Genomic DNA, 21889 nt, shown 5'->3' with positions numbered 1-21889 from the left:
ATCTAACTTGTAAATATCTAATTCGTAAATTCCTGATTACAAAATCTGATATTCCTAAATATCTTATGGATCAATTTGCGTTTGCATTTTCATCAATAAGATGCGCTTAACCGATTCATTGAGGCGCTCGGTCGTAATCGTTCCATCCGCCACCGCTTGCGTCAGCGCACGATGGACTTCATCGATATGAATCGTATCCGCATCAACAAGAATAAGATCACTGCCTGCCAAAATAGAGGCCACAGCGTAATCGCCTATCTTTTGGTTAGATTGCAACGCACCCACATCGATACGATCCGTCATAACGATACCCTTATAACCGAGCTCCTTGCGAAGCCAACCGTCTATAATCGGCTTAGAGGAACTCGCCAAGTGTTCGTTATCGATAGCAGGAATCTGGATGTGACTCATCACAAGCATATAGCTATTCGCCGTCGTCTGCGCAATGAGCCGTTTAAAGACGGCTACATCATTATTGCTGAGATACGCTTTCGCCTCATTAGCTGAGCCAAAGGACGCATCCCCTAAGGTCACTGCCGGAAAGTAGTTATAAGCGGACCACATATGATTAATTTGGTAACGCTCCACCATGGCAAGGTTTATGTGACCTGCCCACGTGGGGTCCGATGTATAGGACATATTCGGTACACCAAGGTTAGCATTAGGTCCAATAACCAAGTTAAAGCCCATATCCCGCATTTCAATAGCAGATCGCGTGGCCAAGTTAATGATACGATCCATAGGCAATTGCCCCCATCGATTGGGCTTCGGCAACCGCAAGAAACTTTCATTCCCATGCAATATGCGATCACGATGCACCGCAATATAAGGTGTCACCATGCTAGAGGTTATCGCTGTTTGCATAATATCACTGGTGAAAGTTTTCACTTGGTTCTTATTAATAAGATTTTCATTCGTTAGCATAACGCCACTGACACGGTATTTTCGGATCACATCCTTTTGGGATTGTCCTATCGTACTACCATGAAGGCTGATCATCATCAGCTGCCCCACCTTATCCTCTTGGGACATAGCCGCAATCCAAGTGTCCACCTTTTCAGACACGGGTTTGTTGGACTCCAGGACGGCACGGTACGATACGGTTCGTACCGTTTCTTGTTCTGCCTGACTCTCATGTTGGCATCCAGTTGTACCAACGACAGCAACTAGTAAGGCGAGGCCACTCAGGACCCGCCGAAAAAACTGGTTCATCTCTCCTAAAAGCTCCTTAATGCTTACGCAATATTATGAATATTATGGGCTTTCTATGTTGCTCTCCCAATGCAACACCCATAAGTCCCCTCTTGATCCGTACAGTATATTTTTATATTATACACTAAATGATTCATCTTTTCCTCATAATAAAATAATTTTTTTATACTGAATTATTATAATAAAGTTATACAGTAAAAATATGTGAATTTTGAATAATTATATAAAAAAATCCTACGAATCGTTTAAAAAGTGACCGCACTGTAACAAAAGGCTACGTGAGTATCAAGTCACTCATGACCCGTAGGATTTTCTATTTTATGTTGTTGTACCCTAAATAGCTAACGCTACTATGAGTGTATAAGCATTTAATTTCTTTATAACAGCCTGCTGTTTGAGTAATCGACTATTATTAACCTTTAAATTTTTCTTTATTTACTGGCCACATCGTCAACACCAACTTTTACCATATTTAAGCAATCGGCTATCATTAGCCTTTGAATTTAGGGGATGTTGGACATGTTTCAGGTGTTACGTCTTTACGAGTACCAAGAACCGCGCTGCGATCTGTGTAGTGTGTATGTAAAAGTTCGTGTGCCTTATGGCCCAATGGTTCGCCCAAGAAATCTTTGTACAATGTTTGGATTTCTTCATTTTCATAGGACGCAACCCATTTGTAGTTTTCGTCAGCTTCATAAAGACCGCCGATACGGGCTTCCTTAGTTTTAACTGCTTGCGGCAATTTAGTGCGCGGTTGGCCACCGCCACCAATACAGCCACCTGGGCATGCCATAACTTCGATGAAGTCGTAGTGTTTACCGCTATCTTTCAATGCATTCAAGAAGTCACGTGTATTTTTACCGCCATGAACAACAGCAACGGACAATGTTACGTCATCACCCAATTGAACAGTTGCCTCTTTTACGCCTTCCATACCGCGAACGTCCTCGAGGTGAGTCAACGCATATGGAGGTGGCTCTTTATCAGTGATGAGTTTGTAAGCCGTACGCATCGCAGCTTCCATAACACCACCTGTGTTACCGAAGATGATGGATGCGCCAGTTTCCATGCCGATTAAGTCGTCAAATTGAGATTCTTCTACTGTGTTGAAGTCAATATGTTCCTCTTGAATCCAACGGATGAATTCACGAGTTGTGATGGAAATATCTGTGTCCATGCCAAGAGATTCATCATTGTGGTAACGAGCCGCTGCATTTTCTTCTTCCCGTTTCGTTTCTGCTTTTTTAGCCGTACAAGGGTTTACAGATACGGATACGATCTTACGAGGATCGATGCCTTTTTTCTCTGCAAAGTACGTTTTAATCATAGCCGCTTCCATAGCGATACAAGAACGTGTGGAAGACAAGTTAGGAATCAATTCAGGGAAATAGATTTCCGCAAAGCGTACCCACGCTGGGCAACAGCTTGTAAACTGAGGAATTTGACCACCGTTTTTAAGGCGTTCCACAAGCTCGGATGCTTCCTCCATAATGGTTAAGTCCGCACCAAAGTTAGTATCTACTACATAGTCTGCACCAAGTTTACGCAAGGCACCAACCATTTTGCCTTCCAAGAATGTACCTGGTTCATAGCCAAAGCCTTCACCGATGGATACACGAACTGCTGGAGCTGTTTGGATTACGACGATTTTCTCAGGATCAGCAAGGGCTGCTTTTACCTTTTCAAGCTCGGATTTAGCATGCATGGAGTCGAATGGGCATGCTGCCGCACATTGACCGCAATGGATACATACAGGCACATCGCCGTTTGCATCAAGGTCGTAGTAATCAAGTACGCTCATTACATCCGCACAAGCGCGACGGCATAACGTACAGTTTTTACACTTGGAAATGTCGTGATAAATGGATGGATTGTCGAGTGCAATCGGCACGCGTTTATCGATAAATTCGTATTGAGACATGAGGACCTCCTCTAACAAACTATAACTACCAAACCTATTGGGGCAAAATATGCCAAACTACGGAGCACTGCGCCCAAGCCATACTTCTGCATCTTACCTATAGTATACGCTATGGTGAAAGTTTATACTATGTAGAATTGTTACACTTTTGCACAAAATCTCCAAAAAAGTGTAATGTAAATCACATTTTAACATAGAATAATGAATAATTCATCTATCTTAAGGGCGTTAACTAACGTGCCTTAATAAGTGACTTACTTATTAGCACTATAAAAACTAATGGCTTAATTGTTAATACTATAAGAACTAAAACAAAATTATATTGTACATAAAAACGCACGTTCTTCTAAAGAACGTGCGCAAGTGAAGCTTTCACAAAATCATTCAATCTAGACAAGCCTGTACTAATCAACAGTGTACTGTCTATAGGATTCAATTATTTACCGCCCCAAATAAGTTGGAATACAGCGTACGCAGGCGTACCTGGCTCAACTTTACGGCTATTTTTATTAACTTGTTCCTCTTTCACAACATAACCTTGTGGGTTATAAAGAGTCACCTTAAGATCCTTAACTTCCCGTTTTTTATGATTGAACTCTTCAGTCACGATGTAGTGGTAACCTTCGTAGTCCATAGCTTTAATGTCCATTACCGCTTTTTTATCATCTTTTTTAACGGAATCATTGTCGATAGACCAAGTAACACCATTACTATCAGTGCCTACTGTATACCAATTAGCCGCATCAACACTACCAATACCGCCGATTAATAATGCACCTGCTGCCAAAACAGCTGCCAATGTTTTTTTCATATTAATACCTCTCAAAGAAAATACAAAAATATACAAATTAGTATATAAGGAAAAACTAAATATTTTATGAAAGACAAACATACTCAATAATTAGGTATAGAGATTAATTATTAACGTAACAATTAACGTAATGATTAGGCTATCGTATCTAACTATTGAGCCCATGACTTAAAGCTTCACATAATAGGTCGAACGGCCGCCACCTTTACGCTGAATACGGCCAGCCTTCACCAGAGAACGTATAGCTCCTTCAATAGCACTATCGCTGATATTTGGACACCATTCTCTAATATCTTGCTTTGTGAAAGCCCCTAAATGCCTATCGATGGCAGCTTGCACCTGATTCATCGCAGAACCGCTATTTATTAGCAAAGCACTACGGTCCTCAAAGTCATGATAAGCGGCCAATAACATTTGTAACCAATACCGAATAAAAGCCGTAGGGCAGGAGCTTTCACCATACCACGCATCACTAGACTCGCGTAAAGCCGCATAATACATGTCCTTATTTGCTGCAATTTTAGCCTCCAAGGACACATATTTACCGACCATAAAACCACTGCGATACAGCAATAACGTCGTCAACAATCGACTCATACGACCATTTCCATCATTAAACGGGTGAATACATAAAAAGTCATGAATAAATATAGGAATCACTAGAAGTGGTTCCACCTCACCATTACCTACAACCCGATTATATTCCGCACAAATCTGATCTAAAGCCTCAGTTGTTTCATAAGGAGCCAACGGAGTAAATAAACCCTCGGTATGCCCATCCGGATATGTAGCACTAATATAATTCTGTACGCTCTTTAACTGCCCACCACGAGCATTAAACTGGTAATTATACAAAATCTTGTGCAACTGCAAAATATGGTTCCGCGACAACGATATGGAATCATAACTCTCATGGATAACATTTAATGCATCACGATATCCCATGATTTCCTGCTCATCCCGATTTCGCGGTATCGTCTTGTCAGCCACTAACTGCCGGAGACGTGTACTCGTCGTCACAATCCCTTCAATCGCATTTGAAGCCTCTGTACTCTGTACCTTTGCCAACTCCACAAGCGAGTCTAATATGGCAGGACTCTGTGAAAGCAAAACCTCCTCCTTACCATTTGCCCGATAAATCCCCGCAATAAGACTCAAAATATCCATCTTCCACGACAAAGATTGAATCTGGCCATACTCAAAACGACGCATACACACACCTCCATTCCGCTCTAATCCCTTACAAATAAAACTATTCCCTTAAATTATACCATAAAATAAGGGAATAAATAACTCTCTACTTCTCTACCGTGTGTGATCCAACGAATTTGAAAACTGATATTCGCCCTGTAAGAGTACTAATAATATAGAAAGCCCCGAACTATTCTGAAAACGACTTAGCTCACTTTTCTCTAGAGGGTGGTATGCAGAGCCCTATGGGATAAAAGAATATTCGCAGTTAAGGGATGCCAATACTAATGCTAAGGTAATTTAGTAAAGAAAAGACCCAACACTGCTATGAAAACGACTTAGCTCGCTTTGGAGGCTTTCATAGCAGTGTTGGGTCTACTATCTAAACACACAGTCTAGAATTGGCATCCCTTCACAGAAGGATTATTTACCCCATAGGGCCTGCATAACTTCCGCCCCCATGGTGTCCGGTTCAATTTTCGTAGGTTTTTGTGTTTCTTTACTGGATAGCAATGCTATACCAGCATTGCTATATACTGTTGTATCAAGTTCTGTCCATGTTTTTTCTTTGCGATCGATCCGTACTGTGTAGATATATGTAAAGCCTTCTACATTGTTAATTTTAACAAGTACTGTAGCCGCATCATCTGTTTTATATACAGAAGAGTTGTCAATAAACCATGCCGCATCGTCAGCATCAGCATCGATATAGTACCAATCAGCAGCACTAGCTTGACCAAAGCCACCTACAAAGAAAACTCCTGCTGCAAACATAGCAGCTAGCCATTTTTTCATTTTTAAACTCCCCAACACTAGAGGCGACCATCTAAGATGGTCGCCCATGATTACTCAATAGTTAATATAGTGTTTTATATTATTCTACTTCTTCTTCGATTTCAGCGCCTGGAATAACAGCAATACTAGCTACCTTATCGCCTTCGTCGAGATTTTGTGTTTTCACACCAGAAATAGCTTTGCCCTTCTTCACAGCGATATCGTTCATGTTGAAGCGGATGATTTTGCCTTGCTCAGAAATAAGCATAACTTCATCATCATTATGAACAACCTCTACGGCCACTACATCGCCGGTTTTGTTCGTAATCTTGAAGTTCTTAGAGCCTTTACCACCGCGTTTTTGCAATGTATAAGCTTCCGCATCATTGCGTTTACCAAAACCTTCTTCAGAGATAGTAAACACTTGTGCTTCGCTTTCATCAGTATTAAGAACACCAGCGCCTACAACTACGTCGCCTGCATTCAATTTAATGCCACGCACACCGTGAGCCGCCCGTTTCATAAGGCGAACATCATGCTCGCTAAAGCGAATAGCGATACCCAACTTAGTACCAATCAAGATGTCTTGATTGCCAGTCGTCACGTTAACGGAAATCAAACGATCGCCTTCGTCGAGATTAATCGCATTAAGGCCAGAACGACGGATATTACGGTATTCTTCAATAGCCGTACGTTTTACAACGCCAAATTCAGTGACCATAAATAAATTTACATCTTCATGGACACGTTCAAGGTCGATCATAGTCGTAACGGATTCGCCTACCGCGAGTGGCAATACGTTAACCATAGCGGTACCGCGAGAGTTGCGGGAACCTGCTTCCGGCACTTCGTATGCCTTGAGGCGATATGCACGGCCTGTAGATGTGAAGAATAACAATGTATTATGGGTCCGCACATGCATAATTTGCGTTACATAATCATCTTCCTTCGTCTTCATACCGATAACGCCAGCGCCGCCTTTATGTTGGTTGCGATATACGTTCGCGTTCATGCGTTTGATGTAACCTTGTTTAGTCAAGGTAATAACCATTTCTTCGTCAGCAATGAGGTCTTCTACATCAAGGTCGGACGTATCGATGGTGATTTCAGAACGACGAGGGTCGCCGTATTTTTTCTTCATATCATCGAGTTCGTCTTTGATAATTTGTCGTTGACGCGCTTCGTTAGCCAAGATAGCTTTCAAATCTTCGATCAATGCCAACAATTCCTTGTATTCCTCTTCGATTTTCTCGCGTTCCAAGCCTGTTAAACGGCGTAAACGCATGTCGAGGATGGCAACCGCTTGTTTTTCTGAAAGCCCGAATTTTTGCATTAATGCATTGCGTGCAATTTCGTCAGTTTGGGAACTGCGGATTGTAGCGATTACTTCATCGATGTGGTCGAGGGCAATCAACAAGCCTTCCAAGATATGAGCACGCGCTTCGGCTTTGTTAAGCTCGAATTGAGTGCGGCGTACGATAACATCTAGACGATGATCTAAGTAGTAACCCAATACTTCTTTCAAATTCAATACGCGAGGATGTCCATCTACGAGAGCGAGCATAATCACGCCGAATGTTTCTTGAAGTTGAGTGTGTTTATATAATTTGTTAAGTACGATGTCTGGTTGCACGTCAGCCCGTAATTCGATAACGATGCGCATACCTTGGCGGTCAGATTCATCGCGAAGTGCTGTAATGCCATCAATAACCTTATCACGGCTCAAGTTCGCAATTGTTTCGATAACGCGAGCCTTATTAACTTGGTACGGAATCTCAGTCACTACGATTTTATGCTTTCCCTTAGACATCTCTTCGATGGTCGCACGAGCACGCATTTTAACGCTACCACGACCTGTAGAATACGCTTTTTTGATGCCTTCTCGGCCCAAAATGAGCGCTCCAGTTGGGAAGTCTGGACCTTTAATAGCGGTCATCAATTCATCTACAGTCACATCCGGATTGTCGATGAGCATCGCTAGGCCATTACATACCTCGTTGAGGTTATGTGGTGGAATATTTGTCGCCATCCCTACGGCGATACCGCTGGAACCATTGATGAGAAGATTAGGAATCTTCGCTGGCAATACAGTTGGTTCTTGCAAGCTTTCATCATAGTTCGGCATGAAATCAACAGTTTCCTTGTCGATATCAGCGAGCATTTCTTGCGTAATTTTCGCCATACGTACTTCGGTATAACGCATCGCAGCGGCACTATCGCCGTCGATGGAACCAAAGTTACCGTGGCCGTCTACCAAGAGGTAGCGCGTATTGAAATCTTGCGCTAAACGAACCGTAGCGTCGTAAACAGAAATATCACCATGTGGATGATACTTACCAAGTACGTCACCGACGATACGAGCGGATTTCTTGTACGGTTTATTTGGCGTCATGCCTGTTTCGTGCATCGCGTACAAAATACGACGATGTACTGGTTTCAAGCCATCGCGCACATCTGGAAGAGCACGCATTACGATTACGGACATCGCATAATCGATATAGGCGTTCTTCATTTCTTTATCAATCTGAACGGGATGAATATTCCCGTGGGACCATTGTTGGTCTGCCACAATCTCACCTCATTTTACTAACACTGATACTAATTCATCATATAATTATAGCATTTTTAAGGTGTTAACGCTATCTTTTATGTCTATTTACATACTAAATATCGGTTATATCGAGCTATCATTTTTCAATGTATATTACCATAGCTCTCAAAGTTAATGCACCGCATGTTGTATCATATCATCTAAAATGCTAGCAAAGTCTCGTTCTACAGCCGAAGTGTCGTTACCAGTACTACCAATACCTGTTAGCATGGTTTCTTTCCAATCATTTTTTGCCATAAATCGAAAGGCGATCAAATACTTAGCTTTTGTTTTGTCCGCTTCTCCTTTTGGTAGATAATAAAAGCCTACGCTTCTATCAGAACGAGGGTGCAATAACGCTGGGTTGTCTTGCGGTTTATACAGGCTATATATAGATTTCATAAAGGTTAGAATATCTCCACCCTTTACAGATTCGTCTACAAAGATAATCTCATCATATGTGAATAGAGATATCTTATTAGTACCTGCTACACGTGTCGCTTTAGACTCAGCTAGCTCCAAGGCTTCCTCGTGCGTCGCCATCCGTATGCCATACTGCTTAGCACGTTCCACTAACGAACCATTCAAATGAACTAAATACGCTTGTGAATACGCAAAATCCGCATCATTTTTTCGCTCGCCACCAGGGGCCGGCAATGTTGGCCTCTTGATTACAGAGTTTGTAGTAAAGGAAATACCATTACTTTCATCATAAAACACATACACATTTCGCTGGAATGGTTTCTCCTTCTCCACAACAGATGACTGAAGAACAAGATTCGGATGCACAACCGAGAACTCCTTCTCCACGCTAGACTTGATATCCTCTGGTGTAGCAGGATCACCATTCTCCGTCGTCCAAATGAAAGAACAACCACTCAACACTACACTACAAACACCAACGATACCTAACAACACAAACTTAACAAACAACCTCATACACAAAACCTCCCCTCTCTCTATGTAGAAACTATAGAATGAATATGCTGGGATAACTATGGATAGGACTATATTATTATTGATGGGACACCTCTATAGCTAGTGTTTTAAAAAGTGCTATTACCTATTGATGAGCGACTTAGGTCACTATGGAGCGAAGAGATAGGTAATAGCACTTTTTAATTAATTACGTATATAGTTCTCGGGCCCCATCAATAATAATTACCTATTAACTAGTTCATCTAGCATATTCATCCTGTAATTTTCTATTACGTTCATAAATTTTTTATTATGTATCGGGTTTTCGCTCATTCCGAATAGATGACTGTTGCACCCACAGTCGCTGCACCCAAAGTTCGGTACATTCCATTCCGCAATAGCTCGCACCGCATCAGCGAGAGCACATTCTACGTCAATTTTAGTTAAATCTACATCTGCACTTTCACGAGCAGCCGAGTCATCATCAGAGAATTTACCTTTACGCCGTTCCTGAGCGGAAATTGTCATAGCCTGCGGTCGCCCACTAGTACGAATCGGCAAGCCTGCTATCATTTCGCAGTGACCTCGGAAGTAATCTAAATGCCAGTGCATTTTCTTCCGTTTTCGTTTATGACGTTCAATGCGTTTTGTTAAATTTGCCTTCGCAGAACCAACGTACATATAATAACCAGATTTGAAATGCATTATCCCTTTAGAACCGATTTCGAGATCTAGATCGTGATCGAGGTGCATGACCATCACATACACACCACTATCATGAGCCTCTGTATCGAGAATGCTACTAGGATAGGAACATTCATGTGTCACCGTAGGCATGGTGAAAGTCTCATCCCACGCCACAGCAACGGCTTTCCAATCTAACGAAGGTGCCACCTCTTTAAAGGTTTTGGCAAATTCCAAATCCGTATGATAATCTGGCAAGAACCACTGCGCTTGGTCCCATTGTACGAGGAATAGAACGCCTGTGTGGTAGCCTTCATTTTGCAATTCTTTCAGATGCAATAAATGCTTGCGACCCCGTTCTGTAATAGCATCAGGAAACATGGCACCCGTTTTGGAGAACAAAGTACAGGACTTAACCTCTAGTAAGAACTCATCGCCCTTATCATTGGTGAGGAGCAAGTCAAAGCGAGATGATGTGCCGTGTAGTTTAACCGTATACTCCCGTCTCACTACGCGCCACTCCTCCCAACCAGGGATCAGTTTATTTTCGATTAAATGTTGCGCCACATCGTTGCTGTAGTTTGTATCGAGCATGATAACAACGCCATCACGTTCTATACCTACCACACGGTATTTCGTCTTCGCATCCGGCTTATCGTGAGGGACGATGTACATCGTTACCCCCGTAAACAAAAGCTCCCACATGCGACCAGGATTTGGCAAATGAGCGAGTATGCTTTCACCATTCAAATCTAAAGTCACCACAAAACGATTCGGGCGACCTATATATGTTGCTTTTAAAATAGTATCGTAAAGGACTTTCATCGTTTCTCCTACATCAAAACATTCTATGTGTCTATTATACGATATGTTACCCTTGGGTTTCATCTATAAACAGTATCGTATATAATTATAGTTAGTAACAATCAATAATTAATATTAAAAAGTTCTATTTTTGTAGCTTGGGTTACATTATTGTTTGTTAAAATGGTTTATACTAAGAGCGTCGGGTCAGTATTCTAAATACCCATACTGATCATTACGCCGGGTTTTGATGAGGCATCGCCTAGTTGATCTCATCCCACTTGTCCGTATATATGTGCGAAGCTTTCACAAAACCCTAGGGCGTAAATAATTAATATATAAAGAGTTTTATAGATTAACTAAGTAGTTTTAGCCACTATTCTCCGCAGAGAGGGCTCGAGAAAGGATTTATCATGGCACAAATTGCAGCAAATTTACAACGCATTAAAAACGGCCAACGCCGTTATGCAATTACACCTCGCATTCCAGGAGGTTTCATTCAACCTGATCAATTACAAAAATATATCGACGTAGCGAATGAGTTCGGCGCCGTTCTTAAATTAACTGGCAGCCAACGCATTATGATTACGAATTTGAAAGCAGAAGACGTAGATAAAGCATGGGAAATGCTTGGCATGGAGCCAGCGTACACTGTATCTAACCGCGTACGCAGCGTAAAAATCTGCCCAGGTACTACCTTCTGTAAACGCGCTAAACAAGACAGCGTACATCTTGGCATGCAAATCGAACGCAAGTACTTGTCCCTTGAAATGCCAAGCAAAATGAAAATTGGCGTGTCCGGTTGTCCAAATTCTTGTACTGAAAGCCGCATGAAAGATGTGGGCGTTATCGGTACTGTAGAAGGTTGGAATGTATACGCTGGCGGTAGCGGCGGCGCGCATCCTCGCATCGGCGACCTCATCGCAGAAGTTAAAACAGAAAAAGAAGCTCTTGCATTAGTTGATCGAATCATCGCATACTATAAAGAAAACGCACAAATCGAACGCATGGGCGAATTCATCGACCGCATTGGTTTAGAGGCTTTCAAAGCAGCTGTATTGGGCGACCTTGAAGGGGCTCCAGCCGAAAGCAAGTCCGAAGAACCAGCTGTGTTCTTGCCTGGTCAAGGTAATGATCCTGAAGTGGAAGCACCACGTCTCGAAGCAGGTGCCCCTATCACTCCAGACACAATTATTCGCGACATCGTTGAAACCTATCCAAATGTTGTACCTGTATTACAAGGTATTGGTATGGGTTGCCTAGGTTGCCCTTCTGCAACAGCTGAGCCATTATGGCAAGCCGCAGAAATCCACGGTTTTAATGTATACGATTTAGTAGAGAAATTAGAAACAGCACGAAAAGGAGCTTAATATGTCCGCATTCTTAGGTCACATCCATTACTGGTTATATCGCAAAATTCAATTGCTCGTTGAGCGTGAAAATTTGATTTTAGAAAAAACTTCTAAAGTTGTTGATGATTTGGCGGAGGAACTACACTCCATCTCCGTAGATACATACGGCGAACCAATTAATCCAAGCATTCCTTTGGAAAACATCATTGACCACGGCAATATTCACGGCTGGTTAGCTAACCAAATCAACATTGCTTCCGTTCGCGAAGCGGCTTTCATCAAAGACATGCTCGACACAAATTCTGGCGATGAAGCAGTACACGTAGTAACCGCTATCCTCGATGCCTTTGCAGTACAAGGCCAAGCATGTGGCGTTGTGGCTCAAGACAGCCTTGAAGAACACACCGCACCTGCGATTTACAATGCGTTACAAAACTTCTACGTAAATGGCATGCCTTGCGATGGCGGTGACCAAGTGGTTTCTGAAAGCCCAGAAGAATTTACCTGGGTTGGCGACCACAGATTACAAGCAGGCTACTGGCGTACAGCAGGCGTTGACCCTAAATTCATGGCATTAGCCTACCAAACATGGTTCGAAGCTTTTGTGAAAGCTATCGATCCAGCCTTTGAACTTGTAACAACAGAAGAAAACGGCACACGTTTATATACAATTAAGAAAAAATAAATCCATAACAGTTCGTTTGATTAAGAAAATATAAACGGATGAAAATGGACGAAAAAACGAACGTAACATGTTACGTTCGTTTTTTATATAGTAAATGTATCGTTGTATATTTAATTAATCTATATATATCCAATCTACCAACATTTACTCCACCCTATTTTACTCAATATAGGTAAAAAAAGCATACAATGTTGAATGTAACATATTTTTTCAAAACTGTAGCTATAGACACAGCATTGATAAGCAATATCATTTATAATATAATTATAAGGTAATTACACAATGTAAAATTAAATGTTAGCGTAAGCTTTCAGAACATAAAAAGCTAGAATTAGGAGGTCTATTATGGCAGGCACAGTTAATCAAGAATTAGGTTTATTATTCCAAGGCCCTAACTATGTAATCGTAAAAAAAGGCGGCAAAGCTGGTGAAAAGGTGGAAAAACACAACCACCCTGAAGCTAATGTCATTTTTACAGTTGTAAAAGGTAAAGTTCAAGTGTTCCTTAACGAAACAGAAGAACATGTACTCGTACCAGGCCAAGTATTGGAATTCAACGGCGATAACTACATCCAAGCAACACTCGTAGAAGACAGCGAGTTCGTTGTAAACCTCATTCACAAACCTGAATAAAATACCAAAGGACAGTTGATACAAGCAACTGTCCTTTTTATATGGTGTATGTATTAAAAAGAAATAATATAGTTATTAGGTATTATATAGCTATTTAGTGATTCAATTATATCCATAGTTATTAAATACCCACAAGATAATACATAATCTAAAGAGTATTCTTTTAAAAGGAATTATAAATTGTAAATTCCCCCACATCAAAGCGTTTCGTATGACCTGGTGCAGGAACACAGTCTGGATGCGGATATCCTATTGGAAAGATGGCTACAGGAATGATATTATCAGGCAAGTTATATGCCTTGCGTACTTTAGCAGGATCAAAGTGAGCAATCCACGTTGTACCTAAACCGATATCGGCTGCGGTAAACATAATGTGAGAGCCTACAATGCTGGCATCTACAACGCCTAAATCTTCATCATCGTATTCCCGTTTCCAGCTCACCGTATTATCGTAACAAACAATGATTGCCAACGGTGCATTAAAGTGACCATTTGTGCAGCCTTTTAGTTTGTTTAAGCTCTCTTCAGTATTTAATACAAGCAGTCTTTGCGGCTGGTAGTTATGAGCCGTAGGTGCTAATCTAGCTACTTCTAACAAAATATCAACCTTCTCTTGCTCCACTGGTCGAGTATCGAATTTTCGAACCGAATACCGCTCTGTGGCTAATGCTTTAAAATCTTTCATTAGATCTCACTCCTTTATCGGATTTATCAAAATATATTTTAAACAGTAAGTATCCCATACAATAAACTACCCCCTATCTGATTACTCAGTTAGGGGGTTTTGTACTTATTATTTTTTAAGACGGCTAATTACTTCGTTAGTAATGTTTTCGATTTTGCTGTTTGCGTCAGCAGCACGAATTGTGTATGGATCATCCAATACTACGTCCATTTGTTTTTCAACACGGATAGCTTCAACAGTGTTATGAATTGCTTGCATCATAGGTTGAGCAATTTTATTGATTTCTTCGTTTTCTTTTTGAAGCAATGGAGCTACAGTTTTGTTGAATTCTGCTTCTGCTTGTGCAGAGTCTTTAATTTTTTCAATTTCTTGTACTTTTTTTTCAATTTGTGGACGGTATTGAGCGTCTACTTGTTGCATTTTCATATCTAATGCACCGTAGCCAGGGTAGCTATTTACTACTTGGCTCATATTTACTAAGCCAATGTTAGCAGCACTTGCTACTGCAGCAGTAGCAGACATAGCACCAACGATAGCTAAGGTAGTCAATTTTTTAGATAATTTCATCTGAAATCCTCCTCGATTAAAAGTGTCACTATACAATCCAATAGTGTACTATTTTTACTATAGCAAATCTTGCTAAATTTCACAAGACTATGATAAATAGCATAATAAAACCCTATGAACTACTTATGAAAGTTATTAGAACTTAAAATAATACCCACAAGCATACTCTGAGACCCTTAAAGCAATTGATACAGACATATTCAGAACACACATGTGGGCATTTCGGCTTTCACCAATTATTTATAATTTGTCATCAAATAATGGTTTATTATTCACCGAATTATTGTTCATCATTTAAATAGATGTATTTATCGGATTTCAATTTAGATACGAGATCAGGCACCAACCCGATAAGGCGATCAAAGCTGCTGCTGTAAGGGTTGCCTTTAATGTTGAACAATTCGATTCGGTCACCTTTAATAACAAGGATTGCACTTGGTTCCATTTTGGCACCACCGCCACCGCCGCCAGATTCTTGGCTTTTATTGGCTGTGCAGTGGTTTGTACCAGTACCGAAACCAAAGGTTACATCAACAAATGGAACGAGCGTGGTATCGCCGATTTGCACAGCTTCACCAACTACAGTTTCCACTTTGATCATATTTTTAAACTTCTCGAATAGGACTTCCAAATTCTCTTTTACATTACTGTTCTCCATCACAGTACCTCCGCTTTTTGTGAAAGTATCATAGCTATAATAATACAGCTCATATACTCAATTGACATAATATATCCTTACGCTGTTTGGCCTTGTGCGGCTTTTAGCTTTTCTAGTTGCTTTGCTTCCTTCCGTTTAACCCAGAAGACACGAGCACTTTCACCCAATAGGGAACGCATAGGTTTAGATACCAAAAATCTAGTACCATACCACGCCAATACGGCAAGAATCATACGACCTTTGATATGACCGCTACCTTCAGCTACCCGGTTCACATAATCTATCTCAATAGACTCTGCTTGCTCAGGCCAAATGCTATACAACATAGATGCAATAAGCCCCATCCGATACGGATCGCCAATGCCAAATCGGCCCTCTATAGCCATATCACGTGGTTTAGAGTGGTTATAGCATCGTTTCGACACAAGGAATATCTGACGCCACAACTCTGTATTTCTCAAGTGTTTCATGAACCAGAATGTAGGAATTTCAGACTTGAATGATGCTACCGGATCATTGGGATCAGGCTTTCCAAAACGTTGTTTCACAGTCGTTTTAATATCATTTACCTTTGTAAATACCTTTTCCTTGATAGATCCGTCACTATTGAAAGTAACATGACTTATTACTTCATCATCATCTTGAATATGAGCCGTTGGATCTTGTTGTATCGAATCATACCGCTCAGCACGAGCTTGTGCATCCATATCCTTAGAAACCGCATCAGGTCGTTCAATACGTTCCTTTGGACTAGGTGAGCTACCCGCCCCTGGTGATTCATCGTCATCAAAGATTGTATTGGAGCCTTGGGCGCTCTTCAAGTCATCAAAGCTTGTGCCGCTGGAGCTTGCAGTTGGACCTTGTCCGCCTCCTTGCATAGCCTTTGCAAAAGCTTCTGCTTGTGATATGTCGCCGTCATCATCCATTACCTTTTGATATTCTTCATCTACACGATTTTCAAGCCATTGTTCATAGTCTTTCACAGGACCGATCTTAAGTACACCTAAAACGTATAATTCCTTAAAAAATGGTTTATTTTGAATGTACGCTAAGTGGAGTGAAAATACGCGCCACAGCCATTTGATGCGCAGTTCACCACGATATGGCGTCCGCCCATCAATTTCGATGCTATATGTGATTGGTGCCAGTAGGATAGTCAAGATGAGTGCTACAATGATGGCCACAATAACAAGGGCCACAATAGCCACTGTACTCAACCACATCACCTCCTTAGGTGTTCCTATGATTAGTTTTCAATGCCTTTTCGAGCCATTACGCCTTGTAGGTAGTAATGTTTAATCTCTTTCATCTCCGTTACGAGATCGGCCTCATCAATTAATTCTTGAGGAGCCCCACGGCCCGTAAATACGAGTTCCGTTTCTGGATGACGAGCATCGAGTAAAGCTTTAGTTTTATCCCATGTAATGAGTTCAAAGAAGAGAGCCATATTGTACTCATCAAGTACAACGAGGTCGTACTCACCACTGCTAATCGCAGCGAGTGCACGTTCATAGCCTTTTTCAATGAGAGCTACATAATCCTTCGGAGGATTACCAGACTCAAAGACAACGACTTCATCGCCCCATTTAGCAAGTTCATCCTTACTCTTCATCCCTTCTTTGATGATAAAGAATGGCTTGCCCACAGTTTCTAAGGTTAAATTTGTTAAGGTAGGTAAAATAGTATGTTCACTATATACTTTAGATTTCATAAATTGTAAGAAGAGGACTTTCTTGCCAGCGCCGATGGCACGAATGGCTAGGCCAATTGCGGCAGTCGTTTTGCCCTTGCCTTCACCGGTATAAACTTGTACATAGGCCTTCATAGATATACCTCCGTTCATATACTTTTATTTTACAATATATATATATAAAAAGAAAGAAAAAGAACTTGCTATAAGCGCATGTGCAAGCATAACAAGTTCTTTTCATATGTATTGTATTTAATTTTGAGTATATAGTATTTGATTTACGTGTATCACAATTGATTTTGCGTATCTAATTACTAATTGGTAAGAAAATCATAGGATCTACAGGCGTATTGTTGAGGCGTACCTCGTAGTGAACGTGGGCACCCGTACTTTTACCAGTACTACCCATCAAAGCTATGGTTTGACCTTGTTTCACGCTCATCCCTACCGTTACCAATACGGCACTATTATGGCCATAACGGGTAACAAAGCCATTGCCATGATCGATTTCAACGAGGTTACCATAACCGCCGCTTGTATACCCCGCAAAGGTTACCACCCCGGCCGCAGTAGCCACGATTTGAGAACCATAGTCGTCGGCAATGTCGATCCCTTCATGGAATGCGCCAATAGCACCCGTAACAGGGTCAACACGGCTACCAAATGGAGATGTAATAACACCCTTACTTGGCCAAATACTAGGTGTCGTACTATTCACAGCACCACCGGAACCAGCGGAGAAGTTGATGGATTGTAATGCCATCAAATCTTGTGCGCCACCATCGCGAAGGATATTGCGCATTGTATAGAAACTAACAAGCAATTTTTGTGCTTCCTTATCCATTTTGGATAGTCGAGCTGATAATTGTGCCGCTGTTAACGTCTGTGCTTCGCTATTATCAGCGGCTTCCTGCTTTGGGTCACTACCATCCCCGCCACCTTGAGCTGGTGTGCCAGATTCAGCGCCCTTCAACATTTGCTTATTCTCTTCACTAATTTGATTTAAGTTTTGAATTTTCTTATCCAGAACCTCTGTTTTTTGTTGTAACAATTTCAACTGTTCCGATTGCAATTGCGTTTGTTGACGTAATTGCACAACCTCAGCTTGGCGCACAATGCCCCAAATACCGAGTACCAATGCCAAGACCAATACTACAGAACCAATAATAGCAACGAGTTTCGCTTGCTTGGTAGTTAATGTCAATATGCAGTTGTCACCATTTCTTTCAACTTTGTTTGAAATGAATGCCGGTATTTTCAACATAAAACTTCCTTATTTCGAGACGATAGCGCTCGTCAACGCTTCCTCATTGGTACGCTCACCCAACGCTTCGTTCAAACTTTCTAATTCTTCTTGTGAAAGACTTACTAAACTTTTACCTTTCACAATAGGTTTACTAAAAATACGAGATTCGCTACGACCGTAAATACTGGAGATACAAATGCCATTATTGTTGCCATCTAGCAAGGTAAGCGCAAAGGACAGATCATTTCCGATATTTTCAAAGGCATTATACTTAATAAAGCCAATTTTTTGTATCGTATTACTCTGAATATTGCGGATTGCCACTTGCTCGGATAACAAGGACTCAAGGCCCTTCGCAGCATCGCGAATTTCACTAACCTCTACAGATAATTTACGTTCTAGGCTCGCACCATGCTCCCCTTGCATAAAGAAATCGTATTTCTTTTTCAAGCTACCTAAACGGATGTGTAAGATTACACAATATACGAATAACACTATAACAAGAACGATGGTAACCATGCCTATCCACGGTTGAATCGATTCGAACATGTATTTTCCTTCCTATACAATCATCAAAACTCCAACAGTTAATTATACCATTCCTATTGTGAAAGTTAAATGACTGCATGCAATTTAATTTAATATATTTAATATATCTAATATAGATAAACGATAGCTATATAACAATATATATAACAATATATATAACAAGTATGTAATGTATATCTAAATGTATGTGTTACATACATATTACAATCCTATTTATTAGCCCTCTAGTTCGTCAACAAATGGGCTTATTGCTCGTTCTAGTATACCATGTAGAGCTGCTATGAGTACACCGTAATTTACGATGGGCGTACCTTGTACAACAGCGCATTCTATACGGCGTAACACCTCGCGGCGTGTTAACATACAAGCACCGCAGTGGATGATCAAATCATACTGTGATACATCCTTAGGGAATGCTCCCCCACTAGTGAATTCTAACTGTAAATCTGCATAGCCTTGCTTCTTTAAAAGATTGGGTATTTTTACAGTCCCAATATCATCGCATTGACGACGATGTGTACAACCTTCACTGATAAGCACCTTGGAACCAGCTTTCAGATTCTTAATAGCCTTAACACCAGTTACTAAATCCTGTAATTTTCCCTTAAACCGTGCCATCAAAATAGAAAAAGACGTCAACGGAATCGAATCAGGCGTCAACTCATCAACCCGATCAAACGCTTGGGAGTCACAGATTACCATTTTAGGTGGATTCTTAAGAGAGTGAATCATAGCCGGTAATTCTTCTGTTTGACAGACTAATGCTAAGCCTTTGTGATCGAGAATTTCTCGGATAGTCTGCACCTGTGGCAAAATAAGTCGCCCCTTTGGTGCAGCACTATCGATAGGACATACAAGAATAATTGTATCCCCCTCTTCAACTAAACCTTGTAAAAGAGTTTGCTCCCCTTCTACATCAAGAGGTGTCAATCCACCTAATAGGTCAAGCAACTCTAATCGCTTAGCATCAGAGGTGAAATCAGCAGAACCAATGACAGTAACCAAATCGGATAAACCTGTATGGGCTGTTATATACTGATCTCCTAGTATATCATTACCCACACTATCTTTAGAAGCATCTACACTATCTTTAGACCCATCTAAATTATTTGTAGTCGCATTAATCTCATTAATAAAAAGCGCGACAGGCACATTATTTTGTTTCAACAGGCCTAACCAGTGCATATCATCGGAGGTTGGCTCTTCATCGGTACGAAGCACATAAACAGCCAAGTTAATTTTTTTCACAACCTCTTCTGTTTTCTCCATGCGCAATGTACCTAATTCAGTTGTATCATCTATACCAGCAGTATCAGTAATCACCACAGGGCCAAGTGGCAAGATCTCCATAGCTTTGCTTACTGGATCTGTTGTAGTCCCTGCCACATCGGACACTAACGATACTGGCTGACCAGTTAACATATTGATCAATGTAGACTTACCGGCATTACAACGGCCAAAAAAGCCAATATGTATGCGGTTTGCCTTAGGTGTTTGTTCCATAACCTATCCTTGTTACTTAACCTTCACATATATTACAAATATATTATAAAGCTTCTGATAAATTATCTAATAACTTATCATATTATTTATTATAATCTCTTTAGAATACAGTAAAAGCGCAGCCCGTAGACTACACTTTTACCGCAGATTGTTATTATTACTATTACGACTATTGCAATTGCTATAGCTGTTATTATTGTTGTTATTATTATCGTTACTATTATTGTTGGTGTTACGGCTATTGCTATTACTATTGCTTTTGCTTTTGCTTTTGCTTTTGCTTTTACTTTTGCTTTTGCTTTTGCTTTTGCTTTTGCTTTTGCTTTTGCTTTTGCTTTTGCTTTTGCTTTTGCTTTTGCTTTTGCTTTTGCTTTTGCTTTTGCTTTTGCTTTTGCTAGCCAATTATACTCTAAACTCTATTGTTTCCGCATCTTCTGTTTGATCTTGCCCATCCATATATGCAATAAGTCTTTCTAATTCAGCTTCAGAGGAGAAAGCAATTTCAATTTTTCCTTGTACCTTTTTGCCTGCACGGAATTTAATATTCACAGGAGACCCTAAGCTTAGTTTTAAACGGTCCATTAGAGCACGAACCTCTGCCGTATTTTGAGGTTTACCAGTCTTTGCTTTAGACGATTTATTTTGCATAGACTTAACAAGGGTCTCTGCTTGTCTAGCACTTAGCTCACCCTCTTTAATACGTTCAGCTGCTTCCATTTGTTGAGCTGCGCTTCTTAATGCTAATAATGGACGAGCTTGACCAACCGTTAAATCACCTTCGATAAGATCCTTTTGTACAGAATCACATAATTTTAAAAGACGAACCATATTAGCAATATATGAACGGCTACGGCCAAGACGAGCGGAAATCATTTCTTGCGTTTGCTTATAAGTATCCATCAATCCTTGATAAGCCAATGCTTCTTCAATGGGATCTAATCCTTCTCGTTGTAGGTTCTCTACAAGAGCAACCTCTGTCATTTCTTCGGTATTATATTTTTTAACAATAACTGGTACTGTTTTCAATCCAGCAATCATAGCAGCACGATAACGGCGCTCACCAGCCACAATTTGATATTTATTCTTTTGTTTACGAACTACAATAGGTTGGAAAATACCAAGATTCTTAATTGATTCAGCCAATGTAGCTAGACTATCTTCATCAAAACTTTTACGAGGTTGATCTACATTTGGAACTAGCTCAGAAATCGGTAGTTCATGTATCTCCTTATCAGGCAATACAGACTCTACAGAGTCAACCTTCATTAAATTCTCAAGGCCCTTCCCCAATCCAGACGCTTTGCTTTTTTTGCTTTTAATTTCTCTTGGCATACAACTAACCTCTCTCGGACTTACAAATATTTACAAATTTAAAATATGTAAATCACAAAAACCACCAAAAACTAATATTCTTAG

The 21889-nt window shown here is 40.7% G+C and carries 20 protein-coding genes; 3 read left to right on the top strand and 17 right to left on the bottom strand.

The features are described 5' to 3' along the window. Positions 1-63: 63 nt before the first annotated feature. The 8 genes from HMPREF0873_RS04295 to sfsA form a co-directional block, all read right to left on the bottom strand. Entirely contained in the window at positions 64-1212 is a 1149-nt protein-coding gene (locus HMPREF0873_RS04295) for a glycoside hydrolase family 3 N-terminal domain-containing protein (RefSeq protein ID WP_008714589.1), read from the bottom strand. A gap of 490 nt (positions 1213-1702) precedes the next feature. Further along, a complete protein-coding gene (locus HMPREF0873_RS04290; RefSeq protein WP_038125620.1) occupies positions 1703-3133 on the bottom strand; it encodes a [FeFe] hydrogenase, group A in 1431 nt (476 codons plus the stop codon). A gap of 436 nt (positions 3134-3569) precedes the next feature. Beyond that, the gene (locus HMPREF0873_RS04285) at positions 3570-3944 is read right to left on the bottom strand and encodes a hypothetical protein (RefSeq protein WP_004694437.1); all 375 of its coding nucleotides are present in this window, start codon (positions 3942-3944) and stop codon (positions 3570-3572) included. Between the two features lie 168 nt (positions 3945-4112). Beyond that, positions 4113-5156 (bottom strand): Fic family protein, encoded by a 1044-nt coding sequence (locus HMPREF0873_RS04280; protein ID WP_038125619.1) that lies wholly within the window; start codon positions 5154-5156, stop codon positions 4113-4115. A gap of 402 nt (positions 5157-5558) precedes the next feature. Continuing rightward, entirely contained in the window at positions 5559-5930 is a 372-nt protein-coding gene (locus HMPREF0873_RS04275) for a hypothetical protein (protein WP_038125617.1), read from the bottom strand. Positions 5931-6009: 79 nt separating this feature from the next. Beyond that, positions 6010-8478: a DNA gyrase subunit A gene (gyrA, locus tag HMPREF0873_RS04270; RefSeq protein ID WP_038125615.1), complete on the bottom strand. Its 2469-nt coding sequence runs from the start codon at positions 8476-8478 to the stop codon at positions 6010-6012. A 153-nt stretch (positions 8479-8631) separates the two neighbouring features. Next, positions 8632-9438 carry a hypothetical protein gene (locus HMPREF0873_RS04265; protein ID WP_008714577.1) on the bottom strand — a complete coding sequence of 269 codons (807 nt, stop codon included), beginning with the start codon at positions 9436-9438 and terminating at the stop codon, positions 8632-8634. Between the two features lie 222 nt (positions 9439-9660). Then, positions 9661-10926, bottom strand: coding sequence for a DNA/RNA nuclease SfsA (sfsA, locus tag HMPREF0873_RS04260; RefSeq protein ID WP_008714575.1), 1266 nt, complete (start codon positions 10924-10926; stop codon positions 9661-9663). Between the two features lie 392 nt (positions 10927-11318). On the opposite strand from sfsA, the gene HMPREF0873_RS04255 reads away from it, so the two are divergent. From HMPREF0873_RS04255 to HMPREF0873_RS04245, 3 genes are all read left to right on the top strand, one after another. Then, positions 11319-12275 carry a DUF1858 domain-containing protein gene (locus HMPREF0873_RS04255; RefSeq protein WP_008714574.1) on the top strand — a complete coding sequence of 319 codons (957 nt, stop codon included), beginning with the start codon at positions 11319-11321 and terminating at the stop codon, positions 12273-12275. 1 nt (position 12276) lies between these two features. After that, positions 12277-12942 (top strand): hypothetical protein, encoded by a 666-nt coding sequence (locus tag HMPREF0873_RS04250; protein ID WP_008714572.1) that lies wholly within the window; start codon positions 12277-12279, stop codon positions 12940-12942. 345 nt (positions 12943-13287) lie between these two features. Then, positions 13288-13575: a cupin domain-containing protein gene (locus HMPREF0873_RS04245; protein WP_004694414.1), complete on the top strand. Its 288-nt coding sequence runs from the start codon at positions 13288-13290 to the stop codon at positions 13573-13575. Between the two features lie 163 nt (positions 13576-13738). On the opposite strand, the gene HMPREF0873_RS04240 is transcribed toward HMPREF0873_RS04245, so the two are convergent. The 9 genes from HMPREF0873_RS04240 to HMPREF0873_RS04200 all read right to left on the bottom strand — a co-directional run bounded on the left by HMPREF0873_RS04240 (position 13739) and on the right by HMPREF0873_RS04200 (position 21805). Further along, positions 13739-14260 carry a nitroreductase family protein gene (locus HMPREF0873_RS04240; RefSeq protein ID WP_008714568.1) on the bottom strand — a complete coding sequence of 174 codons (522 nt, stop codon included), beginning with the start codon at positions 14258-14260 and terminating at the stop codon, positions 13739-13741. A 108-nt stretch (positions 14261-14368) separates the two neighbouring features. Next, positions 14369-14827 (bottom strand): OmpH family outer membrane protein, encoded by a 459-nt coding sequence (locus HMPREF0873_RS04235; RefSeq protein WP_004698051.1) that lies wholly within the window; start codon positions 14825-14827, stop codon positions 14369-14371. Positions 14828-15107: 280 nt separating this feature from the next. After that, positions 15108-15485: a GerW family sporulation protein gene (locus tag HMPREF0873_RS04230; protein ID WP_004698027.1), complete on the bottom strand. Its 378-nt coding sequence runs from the start codon at positions 15483-15485 to the stop codon at positions 15108-15110. A gap of 77 nt (positions 15486-15562) precedes the next feature. Continuing rightward, positions 15563-16702, bottom strand: coding sequence for a hypothetical protein (locus tag HMPREF0873_RS04225; protein WP_038125719.1), 1140 nt, complete (start codon positions 16700-16702; stop codon positions 15563-15565). Between the two features lie 29 nt (positions 16703-16731). Further along, positions 16732-17310, bottom strand: coding sequence for a cob(I)yrinic acid a,c-diamide adenosyltransferase (locus HMPREF0873_RS04220; RefSeq protein WP_004694402.1), 579 nt, complete (start codon positions 17308-17310; stop codon positions 16732-16734). Positions 17311-17482: 172 nt separating this feature from the next. Further along, positions 17483-18439, bottom strand: coding sequence for a M23 family metallopeptidase (locus HMPREF0873_RS04215; RefSeq protein WP_008714564.1), 957 nt, complete (start codon positions 18437-18439; stop codon positions 17483-17485). A 9-nt stretch (positions 18440-18448) separates the two neighbouring features. Beyond that, positions 18449-18970, bottom strand: a complete 522-nt coding sequence (locus HMPREF0873_RS04210; protein ID WP_004694397.1) for a DUF4446 family protein — start codon at positions 18968-18970, stop codon at positions 18449-18451. 216 nt (positions 18971-19186) lie between these two features. Further along, a complete protein-coding gene (hydF, locus tag HMPREF0873_RS04205) occupies positions 19187-20473 on the bottom strand; it encodes a [FeFe] hydrogenase H-cluster maturation GTPase HydF (protein WP_008714562.1) in 1287 nt (428 codons plus the stop codon). Positions 20474-20875: 402 nt separating this feature from the next. Next, positions 20876-21805, bottom strand: a complete 930-nt coding sequence (locus HMPREF0873_RS04200) for a ParB/RepB/Spo0J family partition protein (RefSeq protein WP_008714561.1) — start codon at positions 21803-21805, stop codon at positions 20876-20878. Positions 21806-21889 lie beyond the last annotated feature (84 nt).

It is taken from the genome of Veillonella sp. 3_1_44 (genome assembly GCF_000163715.1).
Lineage (GTDB): Bacteria > Bacillota > Negativicutes > Veillonellales > Veillonellaceae > Veillonella > Veillonella parvula_A.
The sequence above is the reverse complement of the archived record's forward strand: the minus strand, read 5'-3'. Positions and strand labels throughout refer to the sequence as shown.

Excerpts from the sequence above, each read along its gene's own strand:
- HMPREF0873_RS04210 (WP_004694397.1), bottom strand. The coding sequence starts at position 18,970 with ATGTTCGAATCGATTCAACCGTGGATAGGCATGGTTACCATCGTTCTT.
- HMPREF0873_RS04295 (WP_008714589.1), bottom strand. The coding sequence starts at position 1,212 with ATGAACCAGTTTTTTCGGCGGGTCCTGAGTGGCCTCGCCTTACTAGTT.
- HMPREF0873_RS04280 (WP_038125619.1), bottom strand. The coding sequence starts at position 5,156 with ATGCGTCGTTTTGAGTATGGCCAGATTCAATCTTTGTCGTGGAAGATG.
- HMPREF0873_RS04245 (WP_004694414.1), top strand. The coding sequence starts at position 13,288 with ATGGCAGGCACAGTTAATCAAGAATTAGGTTTATTATTCCAAGGCCCT.
- hydF (WP_008714562.1), bottom strand. The coding sequence starts at position 20,473 with ATGGAACAAACACCTAAGGCAAACCGCATACATATTGGCTTTTTTGGC.
- HMPREF0873_RS04255 (WP_008714574.1), top strand. The coding sequence starts at position 11,319 with ATGGCACAAATTGCAGCAAATTTACAACGCATTAAAAACGGCCAACGC.
- HMPREF0873_RS04200 (WP_008714561.1), bottom strand. The coding sequence starts at position 21,805 with ATGCCAAGAGAAATTAAAAGCAAAAAAAGCAAAGCGTCTGGATTGGGG.
- HMPREF0873_RS04275 (WP_038125617.1), bottom strand. The coding sequence starts at position 5,930 with ATGAAAAAATGGCTAGCTGCTATGTTTGCAGCAGGAGTTTTCTTTGTA.
- HMPREF0873_RS04230 (WP_004698027.1), bottom strand. The coding sequence starts at position 15,485 with ATGGAGAACAGTAATGTAAAAGAGAATTTGGAAGTCCTATTCGAGAAG.
- HMPREF0873_RS04215 (WP_008714564.1), bottom strand. The coding sequence starts at position 18,439 with ATGTTGAAAATACCGGCATTCATTTCAAACAAAGTTGAAAGAAATGGT.
- sfsA (WP_008714575.1), bottom strand. The coding sequence starts at position 10,926 with ATGAAAGTCCTTTACGATACTATTTTAAAAGCAACATATATAGGTCGC.
- HMPREF0873_RS04220 (WP_004694402.1), bottom strand. The coding sequence starts at position 17,310 with ATGAAGGCCTATGTACAAGTTTATACCGGTGAAGGCAAGGGCAAAACG.
- HMPREF0873_RS04240 (WP_008714568.1), bottom strand. The coding sequence starts at position 14,260 with ATGAAAGATTTTAAAGCATTAGCCACAGAGCGGTATTCGGTTCGAAAA.
- HMPREF0873_RS04265 (WP_008714577.1), bottom strand. The coding sequence starts at position 9,438 with ATGAGGTTGTTTGTTAAGTTTGTGTTGTTAGGTATCGTTGGTGTTTGT.
- HMPREF0873_RS04290 (WP_038125620.1), bottom strand. The coding sequence starts at position 3,133 with ATGTCTCAATACGAATTTATCGATAAACGCGTGCCGATTGCACTCGAC.
- HMPREF0873_RS04285 (WP_004694437.1), bottom strand. The coding sequence starts at position 3,944 with ATGAAAAAAACATTGGCAGCTGTTTTGGCAGCAGGTGCATTATTAATC.
- HMPREF0873_RS04235 (WP_004698051.1), bottom strand. The coding sequence starts at position 14,827 with ATGAAATTATCTAAAAAATTGACTACCTTAGCTATCGTTGGTGCTATG.
- HMPREF0873_RS04250 (WP_008714572.1), top strand. The coding sequence starts at position 12,277 with ATGTCCGCATTCTTAGGTCACATCCATTACTGGTTATATCGCAAAATT.